At 64.1% G+C, this 23600-nt stretch carries 23 protein-coding genes and 1 tRNA gene; 14 read left to right on the top strand and 10 right to left on the bottom strand.

What is annotated here, in order from left to right:
- Positions 1–4: 4 nt before the first annotated feature.
- From PYR64_RS03265 to PYR64_RS03245, 5 genes are all read right to left on the bottom strand, one after another.
- Entirely contained in the window at positions 5–1366 is a 1362-nt protein-coding gene (locus PYR64_RS03265; RefSeq protein ID WP_275778314.1) for a glycosyltransferase, read from the bottom strand.
- 88 nt (positions 1367–1454) lie between these two features.
- Positions 1455–1637 carry a hypothetical protein gene (locus PYR64_RS03260; protein ID WP_018779601.1) on the bottom strand — a complete coding sequence of 61 codons (183 nt, stop codon included), beginning with the start codon at positions 1635–1637 and terminating at the stop codon, positions 1455–1457.
- Between the two features lie 39 nt (positions 1638–1676).
- Complete coding sequence (locus PYR64_RS03255; RefSeq protein WP_018779600.1) at positions 1677–2966, bottom strand: choice-of-anchor G family protein; 1290 nt, start codon at positions 2964–2966, stop codon at positions 1677–1679.
- Positions 2967–3137: 171 nt separating this feature from the next.
- Positions 3138–3563 (bottom strand): hypothetical protein, encoded by a 426-nt coding sequence (locus tag PYR64_RS03250; protein ID WP_039240037.1) that lies wholly within the window; start codon positions 3561–3563, stop codon positions 3138–3140.
- A 126-nt stretch (positions 3564–3689) separates the two neighbouring features.
- Entirely contained in the window at positions 3690–4544 is an 855-nt protein-coding gene (locus PYR64_RS03245; protein ID WP_018779598.1) for an inositol monophosphatase, read from the bottom strand.
- Positions 4545–4577: 33 nt separating this feature from the next.
- Here PYR64_RS03245 and PYR64_RS03240 point away from each other — a divergent pair, with 33 nt between their 5' ends.
- The 4 genes from PYR64_RS03240 to PYR64_RS03225 all read left to right on the top strand — a co-directional run bounded on the left by PYR64_RS03240 (position 4578) and on the right by PYR64_RS03225 (position 8011).
- The gene (locus PYR64_RS03240) at positions 4578–5198 is read left to right on the top strand and encodes a hypothetical protein (protein WP_039240036.1); all 621 of its coding nucleotides are present in this window, start codon (positions 4578–4580) and stop codon (positions 5196–5198) included.
- A 145-nt stretch (positions 5199–5343) separates the two neighbouring features.
- Positions 5344–6141, top strand: a complete 798-nt coding sequence (locus PYR64_RS03235; RefSeq protein ID WP_275778309.1) for a hypothetical protein — start codon at positions 5344–5346, stop codon at positions 6139–6141.
- Positions 6138–7592, top strand: coding sequence for a hypothetical protein (locus PYR64_RS03230; protein WP_052247124.1), 1455 nt, complete (start codon positions 6138–6140; stop codon positions 7590–7592). The genes PYR64_RS03235 and PYR64_RS03230 overlap by 4 nt, the downstream gene beginning before the upstream one ends.
- Positions 7589–8011 carry a hypothetical protein gene (locus PYR64_RS03225; protein WP_039240033.1) on the top strand — a complete coding sequence of 141 codons (423 nt, stop codon included), beginning with the start codon at positions 7589–7591 and terminating at the stop codon, positions 8009–8011. Before PYR64_RS03230 ends, PYR64_RS03225 begins: the two co-directional genes overlap by 4 nt.
- Here PYR64_RS03225 and PYR64_RS03220 read toward each other — a convergent pair.
- A complete protein-coding gene (locus PYR64_RS03220; protein ID WP_079581231.1) occupies positions 7954–8784 on the bottom strand; it encodes a DUF998 domain-containing protein in 831 nt (276 codons plus the stop codon). The two genes, PYR64_RS03225 and PYR64_RS03220, sit on opposite strands and share 58 nt — an antisense overlap.
- A 108-nt stretch (positions 8785–8892) precedes the next feature.
- On the opposite strand from PYR64_RS03220, the gene PYR64_RS03215 reads away from it, so the two are divergent.
- The 3 genes from PYR64_RS03215 to PYR64_RS03205 all read left to right on the top strand — a co-directional run bounded on the left by PYR64_RS03215 (position 8893) and on the right by PYR64_RS03205 (position 9820).
- A tRNA-Arg gene (locus PYR64_RS03215) sits at positions 8893–8965 on the top strand.
- Between the two features lies 1 nt (position 8966).
- Positions 8967–9425 (top strand): DUF6314 family protein, encoded by a 459-nt coding sequence (locus PYR64_RS03210; RefSeq protein ID WP_275778306.1) that lies wholly within the window; start codon positions 8967–8969, stop codon positions 9423–9425.
- Positions 9422–9820, top strand: a complete 399-nt coding sequence (locus tag PYR64_RS03205) for an NUDIX domain-containing protein (RefSeq protein WP_018779591.1) — start codon at positions 9422–9424, stop codon at positions 9818–9820. The genes PYR64_RS03210 and PYR64_RS03205 overlap by 4 nt, the downstream gene beginning before the upstream one ends.
- 2 nt (positions 9821–9822) lie before the next feature.
- Here PYR64_RS03205 and PYR64_RS03200 read toward each other — a convergent pair whose 3' ends face one another.
- Together PYR64_RS03200 and PYR64_RS03195 are read right to left on the bottom strand one after the other, a co-directional pair.
- Positions 9823–11736, bottom strand: coding sequence for an ABC transporter ATP-binding protein (locus PYR64_RS03200; RefSeq protein ID WP_275778303.1), 1914 nt, complete (start codon positions 11734–11736; stop codon positions 9823–9825).
- A gap of 3 nt (positions 11737–11739) precedes the next feature.
- The gene (locus PYR64_RS03195) at positions 11740–13401 is read right to left on the bottom strand and encodes an ABC-F family ATP-binding cassette domain-containing protein (protein WP_275778301.1); all 1662 of its coding nucleotides are present in this window, start codon (positions 13399–13401) and stop codon (positions 11740–11742) included.
- A 209-nt stretch (positions 13402–13610) separates the two neighbouring features.
- Between PYR64_RS03195 and PYR64_RS03190 the strand changes: the two genes are divergently transcribed.
- The 7 genes from PYR64_RS03190 to PYR64_RS03160 all read left to right on the top strand — a co-directional run bounded on the left by PYR64_RS03190 (position 13611) and on the right by PYR64_RS03160 (position 19485).
- A complete protein-coding gene (locus PYR64_RS03190) occupies positions 13611–14333 on the top strand; it encodes a hypothetical protein (protein WP_018779588.1) in 723 nt (240 codons plus the stop codon).
- Positions 14330–15037, top strand: coding sequence for a hypothetical protein (locus PYR64_RS03185; RefSeq protein WP_018779587.1), 708 nt, complete (start codon positions 14330–14332; stop codon positions 15035–15037). Before PYR64_RS03190 ends, PYR64_RS03185 begins: the two co-directional genes overlap by 4 nt.
- 237 nt (positions 15038–15274) lie before the next feature.
- Entirely contained in the window at positions 15275–16090 is an 816-nt protein-coding gene (locus PYR64_RS03180) for an amino acid ABC transporter substrate-binding protein (protein WP_275778298.1), read from the top strand.
- Positions 16091–16750: an amino acid ABC transporter permease gene (locus tag PYR64_RS03175; RefSeq protein ID WP_018779585.1), complete on the top strand. Its 660-nt coding sequence runs from the start codon at positions 16091–16093 to the stop codon at positions 16748–16750.
- Positions 16737–17525, top strand: a complete 789-nt coding sequence (locus PYR64_RS03170; RefSeq protein ID WP_018779584.1) for an amino acid ABC transporter ATP-binding protein — start codon at positions 16737–16739, stop codon at positions 17523–17525. The genes PYR64_RS03175 and PYR64_RS03170 overlap by 14 nt, the downstream gene beginning before the upstream one ends.
- A 13-nt stretch (positions 17526–17538) precedes the next feature.
- A complete protein-coding gene (locus PYR64_RS03165) occupies positions 17539–18450 on the top strand; it encodes a hypothetical protein (protein ID WP_275778295.1) in 912 nt (303 codons plus the stop codon).
- 3 nt (positions 18451–18453) lie between these two features.
- Positions 18454–19485, top strand: a complete 1032-nt coding sequence (locus PYR64_RS03160) for a hypothetical protein (RefSeq protein ID WP_275778293.1) — start codon at positions 18454–18456, stop codon at positions 19483–19485.
- A 48-nt stretch (positions 19486–19533) separates the two neighbouring features.
- On the opposite strand, the gene PYR64_RS03155 is transcribed toward PYR64_RS03160, so the two are convergent.
- Positions 19534–22563: a glycoside hydrolase family 38 C-terminal domain-containing protein gene (locus PYR64_RS03155; RefSeq protein ID WP_275778291.1), complete on the bottom strand. Its 3030-nt coding sequence runs from the start codon at positions 22561–22563 to the stop codon at positions 19534–19536.
- Positions 22564–22735: 172 nt separating this feature from the next.
- Entirely contained in the window at positions 22736–23599 is an 864-nt protein-coding gene (gene fdhD, locus PYR64_RS03150) for a formate dehydrogenase accessory sulfurtransferase FdhD (protein ID WP_018779580.1), read from the bottom strand.
- Position 23600 lies beyond the last annotated feature (1 nt).

Raw genomic sequence — 23600 nt, 5'->3', positions numbered from 1 at the left:
GCCACTAGGCTTCCTTCGCTAGGAGTTTGACGTCTGTCTCCTGGTTGCGGCGGGTCTTGGCCCACCCCTGCCGTCCTGTGATGAGGCGGTAGGTTGCCCTGGGCACCGTGACGTAATTCTGGTACATGTAGAGCCAGTAGCCGAAGCCCCAGAGGACACCGAGCATGAAGTTCTTCTCCGGTGTGACCTGCTTCCGGTACACCAGGCCCCACAGCGCGAACGGCAGCACGCCTGTTGCGAAGATCAGGGGAATGATGAACCATGCCGCACTGATCCAGGCGCCAAAGCTGCCCATGGTCAATGAGCCCTGCGCCACCATGGTGATAAACAGCGTTGGCCACAGGACCAAGCCGAGAATCTGGATGAAAGGCTGGACCAGGAAGTAGCTGGATTCGATCGCGCCGACGTTGCTGAAGTAGGGCGATTCGAAGATCCGCTTGAGGTAGACGCTGCACTGCATGCCGCCGTGGCACCACCGCGTGCGTTGCGTGAGGAGCCTGCGGAGGTCAGGGAGTGCTTCCTGGGCTACGTGGGTGTCATGCATGTAGACGGTCTTGTAACCACCCAGCATGATGTGGATCGCGAGTTCGTAATCTTCAAGGAGCGCCCCGTGCCATGGCTGGCCGGACGTCCTGGCGATGACATCCAGGGCGGACAACCGCGTGAACTGGCCGTTGCCGCCCAGGCCGACCGTCAGGGTGTGCCGCCGAAGGGACTGCATGGCCGCGATGGTGGTGCGGAACTCCATGTCCTGCATCAGGACCAGGTACCGTCCGAAGGACTTCCTGAGACGCTGCATCCCGGTGCCGCCTTCGAGGGCGGGGTCCTGCAGGTTGGACATCCAGACGGCGGTTTGGGCGGCGCCGACTTCCGGGTCACCGAACGCCAGGGGACCAGCCGCCTGACGGAACGCATTGTCAGCCAGGTGGCCATCGGCGTCGACCACCAGGACAATCACCGACGACCGGTCGACGTCGGCAGGCAGCCAACCGTCCAAAGTGCGGTAGGCGGCGTTAAGCGCATCTCCCTTGCCGGTGCGGGCCAGTGGCCGGCGACGGCGAACGAGGTGGATCATGGCGTCGCGCTCAGAGGCCGCGTCCACGATGTCGGCGGTGGCGTCGTCGCTGTCGTCATCGACAACCCATACGTGGGCCTGCGGGAATTGCCTGCGGAGCAATCCCAGGGTTTCGCCGATCACCACTTCTTCATCGCGGCACGGAATGAACACATGCCACGAGAAAGAGTCGGGATCGCCCTCGGGATCGGGTTTGCGCCGGAGGAAGGGCACCAGAATCACCAGGATGTACGACAGAAAAACCACCAGGAGCACAAAAGCCAGCGCCTGTGCGGATTCGAGTACCGACATTTACTTCCGATGCTTGGGCGAGGCCGGAATGGCCCGGGAAAAATGGGGATGGCGGGACGGCCCGGAAAGAGCCGCCCCGCCGATGGTATTACGAGTTGGGATGTGCTCCCCGCTTTGCGGCTTTGAGCCTGCTGTTTCGCAGGACTACAAAACCGGTAATCAGCAGGGCTACCCCCACGAGGATGACCCAACCAAGGGTTGGGGCTCCCGTGACAGCGAGCGTGGTACCGCCGGCGGCGGTACCACCTGCGGTCCAGTTATTGCCGTACATTGACTGTTCTCCTTTCGCCGTGCGTGATCGCCGGGGCGATCAGACAGCGGCTACCGCGGTGCGGCGGCGTGAGCGGACGAACAACCAGGTGAGCAGAGCCAGGAGGGCCACGCCACCGCTGATGGCCATGGTGTCGGCGTTGACCAGCGGGATCGCCGCTGCGTCAAGGTTGGGTCCGACGGTTGCGTTGGCCAGGTTGACGGTGGCGATGGAGCCGCCGGCAACGGCGATCTGCAGGGCGCGCTGGGTAAAGGCGCCCGACGGAGCGGTTTCCTGGACGTTGACCTTGGCCGAAACGAGGGCGGTCAGCGCGGTGCTCAGAGGAGCCACAACGCTGGTAGCAACTGCTCCGGTCACGCCGTTCAGGGTGGTGGTCAGGACAGACAGAGCAGGTCCTGCGACGAGCTGGGCGATCGGTCCAAGACCGTTCACGGCGGCCGTGGCGGTTGCCAGGGTGCTGCTGACGATGGAGGTCAGCTTGTTGGCAACAGCCTGCGGCAGGAACGAGATCAGGTCGGTTCCGGCCGGCAGGGAGTTCAGGTCCGGCACGCCGGCAACGGCCAGCAGGTCTGCCTCGGTGATGGAGATGGTTCCACCGGCCACCGGGTTGGCCACCGTGACGCCCAAGGGGGTCAGGACGGCGTTGGCCGTGTTGATGGCGGTGCTGATGGTGCCTGCGACGCCGCCAATGACAGTGCCGCCGACTTCAGCCGAAACGCCGGCCAGTGAGTAGGCACCCTGGGGGGCTGCACCCTGGTCCTTCTTGGCTGCCGCCGCGAGGGTGGCCACCTGAAGGTTGACGTTGACCAGGTCCGTGCCACCGAGGATGGCTGCAGTGCCGAGGCTGACGCGGGCTGCCGGGATGGCAGGATCGCCGGACGTGGGAAGGCCGCCGGGCAGGGTCACCAGACCGGGAGCGCCGCTCACGGTACCGGAGAATGCTTCCGAGGAACCATCGTTGACTGCCTTGCCGTACTGGCTGACAGCACCAACCTGGATGATGCCGTTGTTCTGGAGCAGCGGGATGTTGCCCGCGCCCACGTTGACGACGCCGAAGACTGCGCTGAGATCCAGCGGGTCGGTGGCCTCAATGACTGCCGGGCCGCTCGGCGGGGTGCCGATCTGCTGGGCAGTTGCTGCTCCGTTGGATGCCAGGTTGGCAAAGTTCGGAAGTGTCAGGACAGAACCATCGATGATCTGTCCGCTACCCACCGAGATGACGTCGGTGGGCGCTGCGTTTGCGGCTGGTGCGGCCACGAGGCCGATTGCCAAGGCCGATACGGCGGTGACGCCGACGGCTGTGGGCCACAGCTTGCTCTTGCTGTTCAAGTATTTCCCCCTTGCGAACGCTGCAGGACAGGGCTGTTCTGCAGCTGAGACCGTGGGGGCAAACGCCCCCCGGTGCAAAATAACAAGGGGAATGGGGCCAGGTCCGCGGGGGTACCCGAAGGGGTTAACCCGCGTCCTGGTTCTATAGCTGTTCTATTTACTGAGTTGCTGTCAGTCCGGCAGTTCCAGCTGGAAGCCGCACTGGCACCGCAGCAACTTCGTGCCGACGTCGACTGCCGAAGCGTCGCCGCCGGGTTCGTCCGTCGACAAGGGCGCGTAGATGCTCTTGACGTTGGAGCCTGCCAGGGACATTGCTTCGCCGCAATGGAAGTACTCTCCTGCGAAGCGGAGCAATCCCTCCAGCGAGCGCACCTTGTTCAGGACCGCTGCCACATCACGGAACCGTGCCCTGTGCAGGTAGTTGCCTTGGCATTTGCGGCAGACGTACCCGACCTGGACCTGCAGTTCGCCCGGATGCGGCGGCAGGGACTCGATGGATTCGATGGCAACATTTTCGTTCGTTCCGCAGTGCGGGCAGCCAAGGGGCCGCATGTCTTGCGTCAGCCGTGGAAGGCTGGGACCACCAATGCCTTGCATGGCGTCTCCTGGGGCTCGGCAGCTGACCGGTCAGCACCTGGGCAGCGGGACGAACCATTCGTCCCAGTACAAGGAAACCATTACTAAGGCTACTTAGCAATACCCTGCGGGGTACGATGGCGCCAGCTAGGCGAACTGCGGAACCGAGGTTAGCGCGGCACCCAACTCGCGGACCGCCGTCGGGCTTCCGGCAACGAACCAGTTCATCCCGTTGACCTTCACGACGGCGGTGTCCCCGCCGGCCGCGCGAACGATCGCCTTGCCGGGCAGCCAGTCCCATTCGGGGCAACTGTGCTGGAACCAGCAACCGAGTTCGCCATCGGCCACCCGGCCCAGGTCACAGGAACCTGAGCCAAACATCCGCAAGGAGGCGGCGGTGATGGCGGCCGCGTGCCATGGCATGGCCGTGCGCGGATCCGCGAGCCAGGTCGGATGGATGTACGTGGCTGCGCAAATCCCGGCCACCGAAACATCGCCGGAACCGGAAATGGGTTCTCCGTTGAGCGTCGCCGCCTGGTCCTCGCCGCCCAGCCAGAGCTTGTCCAGTTCGGGCTGGTAGATCGCCCCCAGCAACACCGACGGGTCCACCAACGGGCTGCCGGACTGGCCACTGTGGGCGGTGTCATCACGCTTCAAGGCAATGGCCGAGCACCAGTAGGTAGAGCCGTGCAGGAAGTTATAGGTGCCATCAACGGGGTCGATCACCCAGGTCCGTCCGCTGGTCCCGGCCACCGAGGCACCCTCTTCACCAAGGATGCCGTCCTCCGGCCGGCAACGGCGCAGTTGCTCCAGGACGTAGGCCTCGGCTGCGTGGTCGGCTGCGGTGACGACGTCCGAGACGGACGTCTTGCGTTCGCCCTGCAACCCGCCCATCCGCATGAGCAACGCCAGTTGCCCTGCTTCCCGGACCAGGGCGCTGGCCAACTGGTAGTCATCAAGTGAAGGATCGAGTTCAGTTGCGGTGTGCCTGCCGGTGGTCATGGATCCAGCTTAGGTGGCGGGATAATGAATGACATGGCCAAGACACCAGCTCAGCGGATCAAAAAGCACGGAGCGAAGGCAGTGGTTCCCGACCACACACTGCCTCCCGTGATCAACAGCACCACCGCGCGGACGCCGCAGAAGGCACAAAACAACTCCAGGTTGATCGTGATTGCCGGCGTGGTGGCCAGCCTGTTCCTCTTCTGGTACCTGCACCTGTTGACCCTGAACCAGATGACCCAGCTTTCCGGCGGGCTGGCAATGCCGGACTCCCTGATCGGCGGTTTCTCCCCGGACTACATCGCCCAACTGCGCGCAGCCATGGATGACGCGGCACGCGGCCAGCTCAACTACGTCCACAAGACGGCCGGCACACTGTTCCCGTTGATCTTCGGCTTCAGCTGGCTGCTGCTCATCGGCACCAACGTGGCACGCAAGTCGTGGCGCTGGGCCATGTGGGCCGCTCCCCTGCTTTTTGCCGTGGCCCACTTGTGGTCGAACGTGGCCATTGATTCGGTGCTGGCCGCACAGACGCCCGACGCCGGTTCGGTCGCCGTGGCATCGGCCGTCACCGTTGCCTCCTGGGTACTTTTCCTGGTGAGCCTCGTGTGTGGCGTCGTTGCCGTCTTCCTGGGAAAGAAGCGCGCGTCCTGAAACGGGGGGCCACCTCCCCGCCCCCGCCCCCGCCCCCGCAGCAACCACTGAGGATAGCTCTCCCCATTCCGCGTCCCGGCCCGCCCGGATAGTGTTGCGCTTGCCGCCAAGTGCTGGCGCGCAGTAAGTGGATCTTGGGGGATCAATGGGGGAAATTCACGTCGATGCCAGGCTCAACATCGTTGAGCTCAGCGGAATCGCCTGGGCAGAAACTGTCCGCAGGGCGGCCGAAGCAACGGGCAGCGAGGCCGACGCTGCCGCCTATCCGGAGTACTTTCCACATCCGGACGCGCACCACCAGGACGCCGGGGACGAACTTCGCCGTGCCGGCATCCTCGATGCGCAGGGCACCTTGTCACCGCAATGGATACTGGCGGTTACCCTCGCTGTATCGGCACCCCTGACGGCCACCACGGTGGTGCAGTTCCAAGACCAGTCCATCCACAGCAGGGCCGGCCTGGCAGGAGGGCGGGGCGTCGCCGTCTCCTATCGACGCCGTATCAGCCACCAGCCAAACGGTGTGGTGGTGACGGAAGTCCGCAACGCTGTCGAGGTTTCCTTCTTCCAGGAGGAAAATGCGTGGGCTGCCCTCAGCCGCCATTTTCCCCGGCTCCATCAGCTGGAGCCCTTGCCGGAAGCGACGCCGCAGGCGGTAGCGGCCAACACCAGCTGCACCATCCACCTTGAGGTGTCAGGCCACCTTGATGTTTCAGGCACTCCGGCGCCAGGTTCCCGCCCGTATACCAGCCGGCGCGTTTGGACCGTCGCGGACCAGCTGTACTCCGTTGACCAGCTGAACTCCGTGGAAACCGGGCCAGGACAGAACACCACACCCACCCTGACCGCCGTTCCATCCACGGACCCCGGGCTCGAATTCGCTTGGTCCCTCCTGGGAGCAAAGGAATACCTTGGCAGCGCCGCCGGTCGGAGCGTGCGCTCATGAGCCTTTACGGAATGGATCTGGAGGGCGGGCGACGCCTCAGCAAAGAGTTTGCCCGCAGCAGCCAACGCCTGCTGGACCTGAGCGGCAACCTCACTCCCTTGATCACCGGTGTGGACTGGCACGGCGATGACGGGAAGCGCTTCACGCAGGAGTGGATGGCCTACCGCAGCCAGCTCATCGCGGCAGGGCATGCGCTCGCCGCCGCCTCCAGTGCCGTGCAACGCAACGTCGACGAACAAATGGCCGCCAGTACCACCGCGGCCGGCTTCGGGGATCCGTCCGTCCTTGACCGGCTCCTGGACGCCGCCGCCGGGGAGGCTGGGGACCTGTGGGATGCCAGCGGAAAAGTCACCAGCCTGTTGGCAGGCACTGCGTCCACCATGTGGAACCTTGCCCAGGACCTGGCTCCCCTCCCTGTGGGGAACCTCATGGATGCCGAGGAAAACCGTGCCTCGCGGCTGGGCGACTTCGTGAACATGGGCTGGGGGTGGCTGACCTCGGGCGAGCCACCGTCGATCACCCAGCTGGTGTCCAACGGAGTGCTGTTCGTAGCGGCGACACTGAACACAGCCGCGACGGTGACGAGTTTCGGCTTCCACAATCCGCATTTGATGGATGACGGAAGGCCGGTGGCCGGCGAGCCCATCCCCCTGAGCGTTGGCAAACCCGGAACCGCCGACGTGAACGGCAGGCCGGTCACGCCCGTGCCGTCAACCATCAGCTCCGTCCTGGCCGCCACCGACGCAGCCTACGCCGACGCAGGAATCGCGGGCACGGAAGATACCGGGATCCGGATCACCACAGTCGACAAGCCGGGCAGTCCCCCTGCCTACATCATCAGCATTCCAGGGACCACCCGGTGGATGCCGGACGGCGCGGCCAACCCCACCGATCTCACCGGGAACCTTGAACTTGCCGGCGGAAACCTGTCCACTGCCGCCCAAGCGGTCCGCATCGCCATGGAGAAAGCCGGCATTCCCCAGGACGCACCGGTGATGCTGTCAGGTCATTCGCAGGGCGGCATGATCGCCACGGCCTTGGCATCCGACAGCAGCTTCACCGACAGGTTCAACGTCACCAACGTTGTCACGTACGGATCGCCGGTGGATTCGGCACCCATCCCGGCATCCATCGACGTCCTGGCCCTTCAGCACGCCGGTGACCCCGTCCCGCAGGTGGACCTGGCGGATGCCACTTTGCTTCCCGGCGGCAGCATCACCACGAGCCGGGACAACAACGCCCTGGTGGTGACGCTGCCCAATCCGGACATCGATCCGGGATTCGCCGGAATCAGCTACCACGACTCCTACCGTTACGTTGACTCGGTAGCGCAGCAGGAAGCCGGGGGTCCCATCGCCCAGTACAGTCAAAAGGAATCCACCCAGCAGTTCCTCACAAGCGATGCCGGCCAGGTGTCCTCAACCGTGTCCAACATCTCCCGAAAGCAGTGACCTTGAAGAAACTTCCCAAGCCGGTGCCGGCCCTGATCATCATGATGCTGATTCTGGGCATCACGGCTTGCGGTGTGGGTGGCCCGTCCAAGGCCGAGCGGCTCGGCAAGGACATGCAGGACGCTGCTGCGTCCGTGCCGGGAGTAAAGGACGCCCAGGTCCATGTGAACATGAATACGTCCGGCAACTTCATCACCGCCAAGCTCACAGGAACCGGCTCCGAGCACGCCGCGCTTGCACAGGCCCTGGAAGAGGCCCTTCCGGCCATGCTGGAGAAGACCACGGACTTGGACTCGGGATCCTTCTCGGTCAGTATCTTTTCACCCGACGACTCGGTTTCGGTGGGTGCTGGCGACCTCGGCTACGCGGGAGGGACTTCACTCGTGGACTTCCGCGAGTACTTCCTCAATCGGCCCTGAGCGCTTTTTCGTTCCGTTCGTACCCGCTGGGCAATAACAAGGCCTGCAGTGGCCAGGCCGATAGTGACCGGATACCCCATGAAGCGTTCCAGAGTTCCGGGCCGGGGTACATCCATCGCGGTGATGCCGCCAATGACCAGCGCCCCAAGGCAGAGAATCCCGCAGATTCCGAGGAACCAACTGACGGGGGTTTGCCTGAACCACAATACGGCCAGCAGGAGCAAGGCGAACCCTCCCCCAATGAAGAACATGAGGGCCCCTGCAAAATGCCACGGCGAGCCCAGGTCTTCGGGTACCAGTCCCACAATCACCGTGCCCACCCCCGCAACGCCCGTCAGGATCCGGATGGCGACCGCCATGATCCAGGGCACGGCCAGCACGCGGATGGGCGTTTCACCCTCCTGCGTCGCCCGGAAACGCCTGGCCTGGACTTCCGGCCTCGCCGCGACGCACAGGAGCCCGGCCGTCAGGAGGATTGCCCCGAGGACCAACGCCAGCCCCTGGACCACGAAAGAGGCATTCATCAGCCAATGCAAGGGCGAACAGACTGACCGGTCCTCATACAGTCCGCAGGAAACGGCGCCCAGGTCGCTGATGAAGCCGGTGGCCCTGCTGTAGGGCTCCGGACCGGCCCAAGCCTCGATCACAGCAGCCTCGGCCACGAAGTACTGGACGACGCTCAGTTGCGCCCATCCCCCAATATTTGCCCTGATGCTGCGGACATCCGGAAGGAACCATCCCGCCGGTGCCGACGCCGTTGCACGCCCGTTCATGGTGGCCAGCCTAGCTGTGTTCTGGCATCGCCCCGGCAGCTTGTATGCTTGTAGTCGTGTCCGGGCCCTTGAGCTCCAGCAGTGGGATTCCGAGCCATGGACACACAGGCCCTCGTAGCTCAGTGGATAGAGCACGGCTCTCCTAAAGCCGGTGTCGTTGGTTCGATTCCAATCGAGGGCACTTGAAGCACCAGCAGCGCATCCAGGACTTGCGGGCCTACCTGGCCGGCAGCTGGAGGGTGGAGCGAAACCTCCTGGACCGCGCCTCCGGCACCCGCGGAACCTTCACCGGCGTCGTGCACTACAGCCCGAACCCCGACGGCGGCCTGGACTACCGCGAAGACGGCACCATGCACTGGCCCACCCACACCGGCCCCGCCTTCCGTGAATACGTCCTGACACCCGGCGCCGCACCGGACTCCATGGATGTGTCCTTCCCCGACGGCAGGCCTTTCCACGTCATGGGATTCTCCGAAGAGGGCCGCGAGGACAAGCACTGGTGCGATCCCGACGACTATCAGGTCAACTACACCTACAACGGCCCGGATTCGTTCAGTTTCACCTGGGACGTCACAGGGCCCGCCAAGGACTTGCTGCTGGAATCGCATCTGGTCCGCATCGACGCCGGGAGGCATGAATGACAACAACGGACCTGATCGTGGTCAGCGCCGTGTGCGTCTACAACAACGAAGGGCAGCTGTTGACCGTCCGCAAGCGCGGCACGGACAAATTCATGCACCCCGGCGGCAAACCCGAACCGGGTGAAACCGCCGCCCAGGCCGCTGCCCGGGAACTGTCCGAGGAAGTCGGCATCAAGGTATCACCGGAGCAGCTGGAACCCCTGGGTGTCTGGCTCGCCGTAGCCGCCAACGAAGCCGCCACGAACATCGAAGCCACCGTCTTCACGGCGCCCGGAACCTGGGACGCGCACCCCTCCGCCGAGATCGCGGAAATCCGCTGGCTGGACCTCTCAGCACCCCTGCCCGCGGACCTGGCGCCGCTGCTCACGGACCACGTCCTTCCGGCCCTTAAGTAGCGCTAGAGCTCCGGGACAGCTTCCTGCGCCACTGCCGTGGCCTCCGCGAACTGGGTCTGGTACAGCTCGGCGTAGCGCCCGTCCGCCGCCAGCAGCTCGGTATGCGTGCCACGCTCCACGATCCTGCCGTCCTCAACCACCAGGATCGCGTCAGCGGCGCGGATGGTGGACAAGCGGTGCGCAATCACGACGGCGGTACGTCCCTCGAGCGCCTCACCCAGGGCCGCCTGCACGGCGGCTTCGTTGGTGGAGTCCAGCGCCGCCGTCGCCTCATCCAGAATCACCACGCGCGGCTGCTTGATGAGCAAACGTGCGATGGTAAGGCGTTGGCGCTCGCCGCCGGAGAGCCGGTATCCACGCTCTCCCACCACTGTCTCCAGGCCATCGGGCAGGGAACGGATCATCGGTTCCAGGCGGGCGCGCCTGAGCACATCCCACATGTCGTCCTCGGTAGCATCCGGCCGTGCCAGGCGCAGGTTGGAGGCGATGGTTTCGTGGAACAGGTGGCCGTCCTGGGTCACCATGCCCAGCGTGTCGCGCAGGGAATCGAAACTGATGTCCCGCACATCGGCACCCGTCCGGGGCCCGTTCCCGCCAAGGCGCACTGCTCCGGAGTCGACGTCGTACAAGCGGGACAGCAGCTGGGCGATGGTGGACTTGCCGGCACCCGAGGAACCCACCAGGGCCACTGTCTGGCCCGGTTCCACCCGGAAGCTCACCCCGTGCAGCACTTCGTCTCCGCCGCGGGTGTCCAGCGTGGACACCTCCTCCAGGGAGGCCAGGGACACTTTGTCTGCTGAGGGGTAGGAGAAGCGGACGTCATCAAATTCCACCGCGACAGGGCCCGGAGCCACCTCAATGGCATCCGGCTTTTCGGTGATGAGCGGCTTCAGGTCCAGGATTTCGAAGACCCGTTCAAAGCTGACCAGTGCGCTCATGATTTCCACCCGCGCGTTGGACAACGCGGTCAGCGGCGCGTAAAGCCTGGTGAGCAGGAGCGCCAGGACCACCACATCGCCCGGTGCCAGCTGGCCGCTGAGGGCTAACCAACCGCCCAGGCCGTACACGAGGGCCAGTGCCAACGCCGAGACCAGGGTCAGGGCGGTGACGAAGGTGAACTGCAGCATGGCGGTGCGGATTCCGATATCCCGCACCCGTCCAGCCCGGTCGGCAAATTCACGCGATTCCTCGTCCGGGCGGCCGAACAGTTTCACCAGCGTGGCACCGGGCGCCGAGAAACGCTCCGTCATCTGCGTGCCCATGGCGGCGTTGTGGGCTGCAGCCTCACGGCGAAGATCTGCCAGTTTGGAGCCCATGCGCCGCGCGGGGATGAGGAAGATCGGCAGCAGCACCATGGCGAGCACCGTCACCAGCCAGGAAGTATTGAGCATCACGGCGAGGGTCAACGCCAGTGCCACTACGTTGCTGACCACACCGGACAACGTGCCGGCGAAGGCGGACTGCGCCCCGATGACGTCATTGTTCAACCGGCTCACCAAAGCGCCGGTCCGTGTCCGGGTGAAGAACGCGATGGGCATGCGCTGCACGTGGTCGAACACCCGCGTGCGCAGGTCCACGATGACGCCTTCACCAATGATCGACGACAACCAGCGCGTCAGCAGGCCCACTCCGGCCTCACCCACCGCAACGATCGCAATGAGGACGGCCAGCCAGATGACCGTTCCCACGCCTGCGTTCGCGATGATCGCATCCACCACCTGTCCGGCAAGCACCGGGGTGGCCACTGCCAGGAAGGCGCCCGCGATGGAAGCTATGACGAACGCAATCAGCTTCCCCTTGTGAGGGGCAGCGAAGGCGAGGACCCGTTTGAGGGTTTCCTTGGAGAACGGCTTGGAGCCGCTCTTGGCAGTGGTGATGTTGTACAGCGAGCTCCAGGCCACGCGGTCCATGCTCATGGGTTACTTCTCCTGGCTTGGGGTGTGGTGGAGTTCCCGGACTTGTCCGTTGTCCAGGTGCCACCGCGAATCGAGACGGACGTTTTCCAGCAGCCGGCGGTCGTGGGTGACCAGCAGTAGCGCACCGTCGTAGCTCTCCAGCGCTTCTTCAAGCTGTTCGATCGCCGGAAGGTCCAGATGGTTGGTGGGCTCGTCCAGCACCAGCAGGTTCACGCCGCGGGCCTGCAGCAATGCGAGCGCAGCCCGGGTCCGCTCCCCCGGGGACAACGAGTCCACAGTGCGTGAGGTGTGGTCCGCTTTGAGCCCGAACTTGGCCAGGAGCGTGCGGACGTCTGCGCTGTTCCAGTCCACGAGCACGGCTTCCACCGCGTCGCCGAGCGGCTGCCCGCCGTCAAGCAATCCGCGTGCCTGGTCGATTTCGCCGATGGCGACGGACGCGCCCATGGAGGCAACGCCGTCGTCGGGTTGTTGCGTCCCCAGCAGCAGGCGCAACAAGGTGGACTTGCCGGCGCCGTTCGGACCCGTGATGCCGATCCGCTCCCCACCGTTGAGTTGGAGGTTCACCGGTCCCAGCGTGAAGTCGCCCTGGCGCGCGACGACGTCACGCAAGGTCGCGACGACGGCACTTGAGCGGGGTGCCTGGCCGATGCTGAACTGCAGCTGCCACTCCTTGCGGGGCTCCTCCACCTCAGTGAGCCGGGCAATGCGGGACTCCATCTGACGGACCTTCTGCGCCTGCTTCTCCGACGATTCGACGCTGGCGGTCCGGCGGATCTTGTCGTTGTCCGGGTTCTTCTTCATGGCGTTGCGGACACCTTGGGAGCTCCACTCCCGCTGGGTGCGCGCGCGGGAAACAAGGTCCGCTTTGGTGTTGGCGAACTCCTCGTAGCGCTCCCGGGCATGGCGTTTGGCCACCGCGCGCTCTTCGAGGAAGGCTTCGTAGCCGCCGTCGTAGACAGCTACCGAGTTCTGGGCCAGGTCCAACTCCACCACTGTGGTGACGCAGCGGGCCAGGAATTCGCGGTCGTGGGAAACCAGCACCACTCCGCCGCGCAGGCCCTGGACGAAGGCTTCAAGGCGTGCCAGCCCGTCGAGGTCCAGGTCATTGGTGGGTTCGTCCAGGAGCACTACATCGAAGCGGCTCAGCAGCAGCGCCGCCAGAGCCACGCGGGCGGCCTGGCCACCGGAAAGGCCGGTCATCAGTGCCTCGGTGCCAACCTCCAGCCCGAGATCGGCCAGAACGGCGGGAATGCGGTCTTCCAGGTCTGCCGCGCCGGAGGCCATCCAGCGGTCGAAGGCAAGGGAGTAGGCGTCGTCGGCTCCTGCGGCACCTGAGCCGAGGGCTTCGGCAGTGGCTTCCATCTCGGTGGTGGCTTGCGCGCAACCAGTGCGTCGGGCGATGTAGCCGGCGATGGTTTCGCCTTCGGTGCGCTCGTGTTCCTGCGGCAGCCAACCCACGAACGCATCCGAGGGTGCAAGGCTGAGGCTGCCTTCCTGCGGCTGGTCGACGCCCGCCAGGATACGGAGCAGCGTTGATTTTCCGGCGCCGTTGGCTCCCACTACGCCCACCACGTCGCCGGGCGCCACCGTGAGGGACAGCTTGGAAAAGAGTGTGCGGTGGCCATGCCCACCGGCCAGTTCCTTGGCCACCAAGGTTGCAGTCATTTGTCTATCCTCCAGCAAGGAAACGCAGATCATCAGGCCCCGATTCCCGCGGGCATGGAAAAACCCGCTGGTCCGAACTTGGGGGGTGTACGGACCAGCGGGTTCAATCATCAAGCATAATTCAATGTGGCGTCGGCGTAAAATCGATCTGTACTCCCACTTACCGCAATTTGCCGGTTTGCCGCGCCCCACATCACAGAGAGTTCCACATGCCCTTACAGTCCAAGGCGTTCCAGCGCTGGCTTCATGGCGTTGCGCCCGATGCCAGCACGGCGGACGTCTGCAGGATCGCCGGCATCAAACGGACAACCCTGGCCCAGCAGCTGGTCCGCGGCAAGGTGGCCGAGTCCACGCTGGTGAGCATCAGCCGGGGCTTCAACATCAACCCTGTGCAGGCCCTGGCCACTTTCGACCTCTACTCCGATCTCCGCGGCGACCCCGTTCCGCCCACGGGCTGCGAACTGGTCAGCCAAGTTGCCACGATCGATCTTCTGCGTGCCGTAGTGGAGCGCAGCGAGCCCGGCTCCGCGCCCGTGGCCCGCCTTTCGGAACCACCTCACCCCACCTCCGTGCGCAACTGGGTGGACGCAATCGACGACGGCGAGTTGCGGCACCGGGTCAGCGACACCACCGGCATCGCGCCCCAGAATTTCTCGGCCCACCTGACAGCCAACAGGCTTCCGCCGGAGCTGGCGATTGCCACCTCCCGTGCGGCCGGGGTGGGACCGGCAGGAGGGTTGGTGGCCGGAGGACTGATCACCGAAGCCGAAGCCGGCTGGCCACCCAATGCACGCCGGGAGGCCTTGGACGCAATGTCCCAAAGTGCACTGGTGACCCTTGCCGGTGAGCGGCTGCTGGCATTGGGAAAGACCCTTCGCCGCCAGGAACAAGACCACGAACGAACTGAACGAATTTGGGAGAACCTCGGATGACGGCTGTCCTGCCCTGGGTCACGCTGGCAGTTTGCCTGGCGATTACGATCGCACGGATTCCGAGCGCACTGCGTGGGGAGAACCGCGTTGTCTTCTACATCTTTTCGTTGATCTCACTGAGCATCTTCATCAGCATCGAGGCGCCCTACCTTGTCATCGACGGCTGGCTTGGCGGGATGAACGTTGGGAACCTGATTCTGCGTTTCCTGCTGTATGCGACGTTCTTCTTCATGGGCATCAAGATCGCCACCGCGTTCGGCTCCCAATCGGCAGTGCGGGCCATCCGCGGGCCACTGGGTATCACGGTTGCCGCAATCGTGGGCGTGCTGACCATCTACTTTTTCCTCATCACCGACACCCGGGGCTCGTCGGCGGGGATGAGCGGGCTGGTGTGGGGGCCGTCGTTGGAGGCCTATGCCTTTATGGGCCGCTTCTACCCGGGATTCGTTGCTGCCTGCCTGGTGCCGGCCATCTGGCGCACGGTGGCGAGCCAGGCGCCTGTGTTGCTGCGCGTCGCCTCGGGCCTGCTTTTGCTGGGACTTTCGTTGCTTTTGCTGTCACAGCTTTTTCCGCTGATCCCGTTTTCGGAGGCCTGGCTGCGGGTGCTGATCAACTACTCCGCAGCCATGTTCACGTGTATCGGATTGGCCGGAATCTGGTTCTCGAAAGCAGTTGCGCGTCGAAAACGGCGTCTCTCAGCGTAAGACTTTCACAAAACCATTAGATCGTGGCACAATCATGAATGTGTGAACGCGGCTGCAGCCTGACACCGGAATCAGAGAACGGGTTTCCGGTGGATGTGGCGCCCACGGGATCACAATTGGGGGGATGAGTGGTGGCGGGCTGTTGGGGACCGCCCCCACTCAGCCTTTTTAACGCACCTTTACCTGGCACTGGTGTCCACCGCCGTGCCCGTTCCCTCCGGTGACTAAGATGGCTCCATGAACAGCCTCCGCGCCCGACGTTCCATCCTTGCCGCCACCTTGGCTTCCGCTGCCCTCGCTCTTTCGGCGTGCGGTGGTGGTTCAACGCCGGCGCAGTCCGGCGGGGACACCTCCCTCTCTGACGTGAAGTCCAAGGGCGAACTGGTGATTGCCACCGAGGGCACCTACCGCCCGTTCAGCTTCCACGCCGAGGGAGCCGGCGACCTCACCGGATTCGACGTCGAGATTGCGCAGGCCGTCGCCGGGAAGCTCGGCGTCAAGGCGTCTTTCCAGGAAACCCAGTTCGACGGCATCTTCGCAGGCCTCGACTCCAAGCGTTTCGATACCATCGCAAACCAGATCTCCATCAACGACGACCGCAAGGCCAAGTACGAGTTCTCCACCCCGTACACGATCTCCACCGGCGTAGTGGTCACCAAGTCGGACAACTCCAGCATCAACAGCTTCGCCGACCTCAAGGGCAAGACCACCGCCCAGTCCCTCACGAGCAACTTCTACAAGATGGCCGTGGAAGCCGGTGCCAATGTCCAGGCCGTTGAAGGATGGGCCCAGTCCGCCACGCTGGTCCAGCAGGGTCGTGTGGACGCCACGGTGAACGACAAGCTCACCTACCTGGACTATGCCAAGACCACTCCCGACTCCGGCTTGAAGGTGGCAGCCGAAGCACCGGACAAGACTGAGAGTGCCTTCGTCTTCCGCAAGGGTTCCAGCGAGCTCACCAAGGCCGTGGACAAGGCTCTTGAAGACCTCCGCGCGGACGGAACCCTGGCGAAGATTTCGGACAAGTACTTCGGCGCGGACGTCACCAAATAGATGAACTGGGACCTCATCTGGAGTTCCTTCGGACCACTCATCACCGGCGCCGTGACAGGGACCATCCCCCTGACACTGGCTTCCTTCGCCTTTGGCTTGTTGCTGGCCTTGGTCGTGGCCCTGATGCGCCTGAGCCCCAACCGGTTGTTGTCCGGCATTGGCCGGTTCTATGTCTCGGTCATCCGCGGCACTCCCCTGCTGGTGCAGCTGTTCGTGATCTTCTTCGGACTGCCCAGCATCGGTGTGCGGCTTGATCCGTGGCCCAGTGCCATCATCGCGTTTTCGTTGAACGTGGGTGGTTACGCCGCCGAGATCATCCGCGCCGCCATCCTTTCCGTGCCCAAGGGCCAATGGGAAGCCGGGCACACCATCGGCATGTCCAACCGGCAGACGCTGGTACGGATCATCCTTCCGCAGGCTGCCCGGGTCTCGGTTCCACCGTTGTCCAACACCTTCATTTCCCTGGTGAAGGACACGTCCCTCGCATCACTGATCCTGGTCACCGAACTGTTCCGGAACGCCCAGCAGATCGCCGCTTTCAGCCAGGAGTTCATGGCCTTGTACCTGCAGGCAGCCCTGGTCTACTGGGTGATCTGCCTGGTTCTGTCCACGGCGCAGTCCGCGGTCGAAAGAAGATTGGACCGCTATGTCGCCCACTGATCCGTCATCCATGGTCCTGGAGGCAAGGAACCTCGCCAAGGCCTTCGGCAGCAACACAGTATTGCGGGACATCGATATCACCATCCGCCGCGGCCAGGTGGTGGCCCTGATCGGGCCTTCCGGCTCCGGTAAGACAACCGTCCTGCGTTCGCTCAACGGCCTGGAAGTTCCCGACGCCGGTACGGTCACCTTCGGCAGCGGCGATGCCTCAAGCGGGCTGGCCATTGATTTCGGGGCCAAGGTGGGCAAGAAGGAGATCGCAGCGCTCCGCGACCGCAGCGCCATGGTTTTCCAGCACTACAACCTGTTCCCGCACATGACGGTGCTCAAGAACGTCATCGAGGGGCCCGTCCAGGTGCAGAAGCGGCCGAAGGCGGAAGCCATCGCGGAGGCCGAGCGGCTCCTGGAACGCGTGGGCCTGGCGGACAAGCGCGATGCCTATCCGTTCGAGCTTTCCGGCGGCCAGCAGCAGCGTGTTGGCATCGTCCGGGCCCTCGCCCTCAAGCCGCAGCTCCTGCTGTTCGACGAGCCCACGTCCGCCCTGGACCCGGAGCTTGTGGGTGATGTCCTGGGCGTCATTAAGGAGTTGGCCGAGGAAGGCTGGACCATGGTGATCGTGACGCACGAACTCGCCTTCGCCCAGCATGTTGCCGACGAGGTGATCTTCATGGACGGTGGAGTCGTGGTCGAACGTGGCCCGGCCGCCGAGGTACTGCGGGCGCCACGGCAGGAACGTACCAAGCTCTTCGTGAAGCGGCTTCAACACGACGTTTAGCCTTTTCAAAAATATGGGGGATCAGACTTTGGACGAGACCAACAAGGACTCCGGGCGCAGCAATTCCCGGCGTACAGGCATCATTGTTGTCGTGGTGGTCCTGGCCTTGGCCGCCGGGGGGTTCGGCGCCTGGTTCGCCTTTCTCCGGCCAACCGGAGTGCAGCGCGCGGACGTGGAGCGGCTGGACAAGCAACGGGGCATCGTGGATCGCTCCATGAACCTTTACGACCCCTTGCTTGAGGAGTTCACGGCACGGTACACCAACGTGGTCGCCGAGGAAGAGGGCGATCAGGAAAAAGAGCAGGTGTTCACCCGGGAAAGCGATGTGATCAAACGCGAGTCCGCCGCCAACACCGGCAGGCTCGACGCCATGGCCGCTTCTCCCGTGGCGCAGGAGCCGGAGATTGCCGAGGCGTTCCGGCGGTTCAAGGACCAATACGTAGCGGTGATCGCCTACAACGACCAACGGCTCATCAATACGGCCAACATCACCCGTTCTGTGGGGGGACCGTGCGCCCCGCTCCACAGGGACCTGAACGTCAGCGGTGGCGACTATGCGCAGGAGTACGTCAAGACGGCCGATTCCTGCCTGCTGGCCTTGGCAGGTGCCAAGGACAAGGCAGATGCGGACACGGTCCAACTCCTGCAGGGGATCGAAGGCATCGTCAAAGGACAACGCGACAAGCAGCAGGAAGTCCTGGACGCGACGGATGACCTCGGACGCCTCGCCAAAAGCACCACTGCGGGAGTGGCCTTGCTCGACATCAATGATGCACTGAACAAGGTCCGCACCACGTATGAGGACGCCGTGAAGGCCAGCTCAACCAAACTCGTCGACGACGCAAATGCCGCCAATGCCGAGCTCGAACGTGTCCTAAAATCCCGGCTGGACCAGTTCAAGGCCTCCGGCCAGGAGGGGAAATAGGCCATGACCTACGAGAACCCCGGGGTCACCCCCGAACCCGCCCGCTCACGCCGCCGCCCCGTCATCCTGGTGACCTGCATTGTCCTTGCCGTGCTGGCGATCGCCGTCGGCGCCCTTGTGGCCGTCAACAACTTCGCCGGACAGCAAAAGGCCGAAAGCCTTTCCGCGTTGAAGGGAGACCGCCTCAACGCACTGGGCGACGCCAGGGGCAAGGTCCAGCCGGCAGCCAATGCGTACCTGGCCGCCTACAAGAAGGCCCGGAACGCCCCTGCCTCGCGGGAGCAGGCCGTGAAGGACAGCCAAAAGGAAAAGGACGAATTCCAGCAGGCATCGAAGTCCGCCCGCTCTGCCCTGCAGGAGCTGAAGTCAGGGAATGACTCCGTCGACACTCCCGTCGGCGTCGCTGTTCACCAGCTGGTCGAATCCCACGAGGACTACTTTGACTACATGGAAGGCCTGGTGGAGTCCTACCCGCAATTTGAGGGCCTCTTCCGCGATGACGACGCGGCCCGATGCAACGGCCTGTTCGTCGGCTCGAAAGCATCCACCCTCCGGGAACGCCAAACCCTGCTTGCCCAGGCCGCGGAGCCTTGCCGGAAGGCGGCAAGCGATCTGTTGCAGTCAAAGAACAATGCCTACGTGGAGTTCGCCCGGACGTTCGACAACAAGGTGGCTGAGCTGCAGGAACGCGCCGAAGTTACGGCCAAGGGCGAAGAAAACTACGCTGGGTTTGTCCGGCTCAAGGACGACCTCGTCAAAAGGGCGGATGATGCTGAGGCACGCAACGCCCCGGAGGCGGAAGTGCAGAAAATTGCCGATGACGCCAAGGCAGTCAACGCCCAAATACGTACAAACCGCTCCGAGTTCGACTTTGCAGCCAAGCGCTACCTGGCCGGAGTGAAGGAGATGCCCTCCACAGTGGAGAATGTCTTTTCCAAAGAGGTCTCAGCCGACATCAAGCACTTCGACGCGGTGATCCCGGCCAGGGAGCAGATCCTCAAAGACACGATCGACGTCGAGTTGACCACCAAGTAGGCAGTCGTTGAGGGTCCTGCGCTTCTGTGCAGGACCCTCAACCGCTTTTTACCTGGAAAAACGCAGCGTGACCAGCTGGAACGGACGCAGCGCCAGGCTGACAGCGGAGTCGTCCTTCACCGTCACGCCAGGGGCGTCGGTGGCGCGCTCCAGCAAGTCCGTGGCAGTGGCTCGCCTGGCATCGAAGCCAGGCTTAACCAGGGCAACTGACCGCTCCCCCAGTGATTCGTAGAGCCGCACTATGACATCACCCGAACCGTCCTCAGCCAGCTTCACGGCTTCGACCACGATTGCCGGGTTGGATACGACAACCACTGGGTCCACCGCATGTCCGCCGGTAACGAACCGCGGACGGAGATTGGTGCGGTAGCCCTCCTCCACGGCGTCGGCGATTGCGGCGCCGGGCCTGATGGACAGCTCGAGCGTGTGCTCGCCCCTGTCTGCTTCCGGATCCGGGAAACGGGCCGAACGCAGCAGCGAGGTGCGGACCGTCGTCGTAGTTCCGCCGTCGTCGCGGACCGCCCTGGTGACGTCGTGTCCGTAGCTGGAAGCGTTGCTGATGGCCACGCCGTAGCCGGGTTCGGACACGTGGATCCAACGGTGCGCGCAGATCTCGAACTTCGCCGCTTCCCACGAGGTATTGGTGTGGGTAGGCCGGAAGACATGGCCGAACTGGGTCTCCGAGGCAGATCGGTCCGCCCTGACGTCCAGGGGGAAGGCGATCTTCAGCATCTTCTCCCGTTCCTGCCAGTCCACCGTAGTGGAGATCCCCAGCGACCTGGCGCCGGCGTCGAGCGTCAGGCGTTGGGTAATGGTTGAGCTGCCCACCGCGCGCTTAACCACGACGACGGCTCCGTTGGGTGTCCGCTCCAGCTCAATTCCTTCTGCCTGGGTCAACGGAGTGACGTTGCGGCGGTAGAACTCCTCGATGTCCCAGGCGTCCCATTCATTGGGGGTGTCCCGGAACAATTCGAGCAGATTGCCGGCCTGCCCCGGAGCGATGGCTTCCCTGCCGCTGGCATGGTCCACCACGGAGGTCAGGAGGCCGTTTGCGTCCACCACAACCCGGATCAGTCCGTTATCCAGTACGAAACCATCGCCGGAATGGTCCACCTCAACCACGGAATCGTCCTGGCTGATCTTCCCGATGCCAAGAGCGGGCACGCCATGACGCTGGTGCGGAGCGGCGTTGAGCAGGAACTCCTCGGTGCCCGGCCCTGCCAACGCCTGGGCCGCGTGGGTGATGATCCGTTCAAGATCGCGGGAAATGGCCTCATAATTCCGCTCGGCATCCTGATGGACCCACGCGATGGAGCTGCCGGGAAGAATGTCATGGAATTGCTGGAGGAGAACCAGCCGCCACAGCCGCTTCAGTTCCTCGCGGGGATACTCGTATTCGTTGCCCAGCCGGACAGCAGCCGTGGTGGACCACAGCTCAGCCTCGCGAAGGAGGTGTTCGCTGCGCCGGTTGCCCTTCTTGGTCTTGGCCTGGCTCGTGTAGGTTCCTCGGTGCATCTCCAGGTACATCTCCCCCACCCAAACGGGAAGGTTGGTGTACTCGGCTTCCGCTTTGGTGAAGAAGTCCTTGGCCGTGCCCATCCGGACCTTCGGTGAGCCTTCCAGGTTCTCCGTGCGGTGTGCCGCAGCCACCATTTCGCGCGTGGGTCCGCCACCGCCGTCGCCGTATCCGAAGGGCACCAGCGACATGGTGCCGCGGCCGTGCTCACGGTAGTTGCGCTCGGCGTGCGCCAGCTCGCGGCCATGAAGCTCGGCGTTGTAGGTGTCCACCGGTGGGAAGTGGGTGAACAAGCGGGTGCCGTCAATGCCTTCCCAGGAGAAGGTGTGATGCGGCATGCGGTTGACCTTGTTCCAGGAAATCTTCTGCGTGAGGAACCACCGGGATCCCGCTTCCTTGACGATCTGCGGAATCGCGCCGGAATAGCCGAAGGAATCGGGGAGCCAGGCCTCCCGGCATTCGATGTCGAACTCCTTGAGGAAGAAGCTCTTGCCTTCCACGAACTGCCGCGCCATGGCCTCGCCGCCGGGCATATTGGTGTCCGATTCCACCCACATGCCACCCACGGGGATGAACTGGCCGGCCTTCACTTTCTCGCGGATGCGCACAAAGAGCTCGGGGAAGTATTCCTTGATCCAGGCCATCTGCTGTGCCGAGGAGCAGGAGAACACAAAGTCCGGATCTTCGTCCATGAGCGCCACCACGTTGGAGAACGTCCTGGCGCACTTGCGGATGGTTTCGCGGACAGGCCACAGCCAGGCTGAGTCGATGTGTGCATGGCCCGTCGCCAGGAGTTCGTGGGCTGAGGCATACGCGGGACGGCCCAGCACCTCCCTGAGGGCCTCACGGCCGGCTGCGGCGGTACCGGCGACGTCGTCCGGGTCCATGATGTCCAGCATGCGTTCAAGGGCGCGCAGGATCTCGTGGCGGCGGGGCAGCTCCATGGGCAGCTCATGCATCAGGCCGGTGAGCGTCCAGATGTCCTGGTTGAGTTCCCAGACGGTCTCGTTGAGCTCGGCGATGGCGATCCTGCCAAGGCGGTACCGTGGCTCGTCGCCGGAAGTGGCCTTGTCCCCGAGCGGAGTGGGGGCAAAGGACCAGCCCTGCGCCACATCCGGGTTGGCCGCCGCTTCCACATAGAAGTCAACGGATTGTCCGCCACCCAGCAGCTTCAGCGGAACGTGGTAATTCCGGGGCGATATTGCTTTGATGATGCTTCCATCGGCACGCCAGGCAGTTCCTTCGCACTGGAAACCCGGGACGTCGCTGTTGAAGCCCAGATCCACGATGATCTCCACAGCGGTCGCATCGGACATGCCCCAGTCCGGCGGAACCTCGCCCTGCAGACGCAACCACTTGGTGCTCCATGCCTTACCCCAGGGCGCCCCGGGCTCCTGCGGTGTGAACAGTTGGCGCATCGCCTCTGCGGCCGGCACCGGTTCTCCGGGTACATCCCAGCTGCTGAGTTCAAGCGGTATCGCCCTGCCGTAAATGGCCGGAAGAATGCGGTCCCGAACAAATCGGTCGAGACGCTGTTCAGTGATCCGGCGGTCGTCGTGCAATTATTTCCCCTTTGGGCGTTGGCTGGGCGGCCAGGCTTGGTGACCCGGCCCCGGCGTGCTTGGCGTGGACGGCATTTATGGTTTTCGCCGCGCTTCCAATCGATGGATAAAATCTACGGCGTTCGCGGACAATAGCCAAGTGATGGACACTATCCCCAGGCACCCACCAGCTTTAACCTGGCTGCCCGACTATCCGGTCGCGGCCGGCGTACACGTTCAGGCTCGATCCCCGGCTGAAGCCCACCAAGGTGATGCCGGACTCCACGGCAAGTTCAGCAGCAAGGCTGGAGGGCGCGCTGACCGCGGCCAGGACGGGGATCCCGGCCATGGCAGCTTTCTGCACCAGCTCAAAAGATGCCCGCCCGGAAACCTGCAGCACGGTACCGCGCAAGGGCAGCTTGCCGGCGCGCAGTGCCCAGCCCACCACCTTGTCCACCGCATTATGCCGGCCGACATCTTCCCGGAGGCACAGCAGCTCGGTGGTGCCGTCGTCGTGAATCCGGAAGAGTCCGGCAGCGTGGACGCCGCCCGTCTTGTCAAAGACCGCCTGTGCCTCGCGGAGCCGGTCCGGAAGTGCGGCCAGCGCCGCCACGGGGATGGTGACGTCGTCCTCCTTGGGGCTGTGGCGGGAGGACTTGCGGACGGCCTCGATCGAGTCCGTGCCGCAAATGCCGCACGAACTGGACGTGTACACGTTCCTGCCCGTGTCAGGGCGCTCCACGTCAGGACGGAGCTGGGCATCCACGACGTTGAATGTCTGAACCCCGTTCTCGTCCTCCCCCGAACAAAAACGCTCGGAAATCAGCTGCGAAGGCTCCCACACAATGCCCTCCGACACCAGGAAGCCCGCCACCAGGTCAAAGTCGTCCCCCGGGGTCCGCATGGTCACCGAGAAGGACATGTCTCCAAGCCGGATTTCCAGGGGCTCCTCCACCGCCAGGACATCTTCCTTGAAACGGACGGGATGCTCCAAAGCCTGGGGCGAACCGTCCAGGACGAACTTGTGCACCTTGCGGCGTTGCGTCACGCGTCCCACG

Source organism: Paenarthrobacter sp. Y-19, from assembly GCF_029223985.1.
Taxonomy (GTDB): Bacteria; Actinomycetota; Actinomycetes; order Actinomycetales; family Micrococcaceae; genus Arthrobacter; species Arthrobacter nicotinovorans.
The sequence above is the reverse complement of the archived record's forward strand: the minus strand, read 5'-3'. Positions and strand labels throughout refer to the sequence as shown.

Excerpts from the sequence above, each read along its gene's own strand:
- PYR64_RS03260 (WP_018779601.1), bottom strand. The coding sequence starts at position 1,637 with ATGTACGGCAATAACTGGACCGCAGGTGGTACCGCCGCCGGCGGTACC.
- PYR64_RS03200 (WP_275778303.1), bottom strand. The coding sequence starts at position 11,736 with ATGAGCATGGACCGCGTGGCCTGGAGCTCGCTGTACAACATCACCACT.
- PYR64_RS03180 (WP_275778298.1), top strand. The coding sequence starts at position 15,275 with ATGAACAGCCTCCGCGCCCGACGTTCCATCCTTGCCGCCACCTTGGCT.
- PYR64_RS03235 (WP_275778309.1), top strand. The coding sequence starts at position 5,344 with ATGGGGGAAATTCACGTCGATGCCAGGCTCAACATCGTTGAGCTCAGC.
- PYR64_RS03230 (WP_052247124.1), top strand. The coding sequence starts at position 6,138 with ATGAGCCTTTACGGAATGGATCTGGAGGGCGGGCGACGCCTCAGCAAA.
- PYR64_RS03265 (WP_275778314.1), bottom strand. The coding sequence starts at position 1,366 with ATGTCGGTACTCGAATCCGCACAGGCGCTGGCTTTTGTGCTCCTGGTG.
- PYR64_RS03250 (WP_039240037.1), bottom strand. The coding sequence starts at position 3,563 with ATGCAAGGCATTGGTGGTCCCAGCCTTCCACGGCTGACGCAAGACATG.
- PYR64_RS03195 (WP_275778301.1), bottom strand. The coding sequence starts at position 13,401 with ATGACTGCAACCTTGGTGGCCAAGGAACTGGCCGGTGGGCATGGCCAC.
- PYR64_RS03240 (WP_039240036.1), top strand. The coding sequence starts at position 4,578 with ATGGCCAAGACACCAGCTCAGCGGATCAAAAAGCACGGAGCGAAGGCA.
- PYR64_RS03205 (WP_018779591.1), top strand. The coding sequence starts at position 9,422 with ATGACAACAACGGACCTGATCGTGGTCAGCGCCGTGTGCGTCTACAAC.
- PYR64_RS03185 (WP_018779587.1), top strand. The coding sequence starts at position 14,330 with ATGACGGCTGTCCTGCCCTGGGTCACGCTGGCAGTTTGCCTGGCGATT.
- PYR64_RS03160 (WP_275778293.1), top strand. The coding sequence starts at position 18,454 with ATGACCTACGAGAACCCCGGGGTCACCCCCGAACCCGCCCGCTCACGC.
- PYR64_RS03165 (WP_275778295.1), top strand. The coding sequence starts at position 17,539 with ATGGGGGATCAGACTTTGGACGAGACCAACAAGGACTCCGGGCGCAGC.
- PYR64_RS03190 (WP_018779588.1), top strand. The coding sequence starts at position 13,611 with ATGCCCTTACAGTCCAAGGCGTTCCAGCGCTGGCTTCATGGCGTTGCG.
- PYR64_RS03220 (WP_079581231.1), bottom strand. The coding sequence starts at position 8,784 with ATGAACGGGCGTGCAACGGCGTCGGCACCGGCGGGATGGTTCCTTCCG.
- PYR64_RS03245 (WP_018779598.1), bottom strand. The coding sequence starts at position 4,544 with ATGACCACCGGCAGGCACACCGCAACTGAACTCGATCCTTCACTTGAT.
- PYR64_RS03175 (WP_018779585.1), top strand. The coding sequence starts at position 16,091 with ATGAACTGGGACCTCATCTGGAGTTCCTTCGGACCACTCATCACCGGC.
- PYR64_RS03170 (WP_018779584.1), top strand. The coding sequence starts at position 16,737 with ATGTCGCCCACTGATCCGTCATCCATGGTCCTGGAGGCAAGGAACCTC.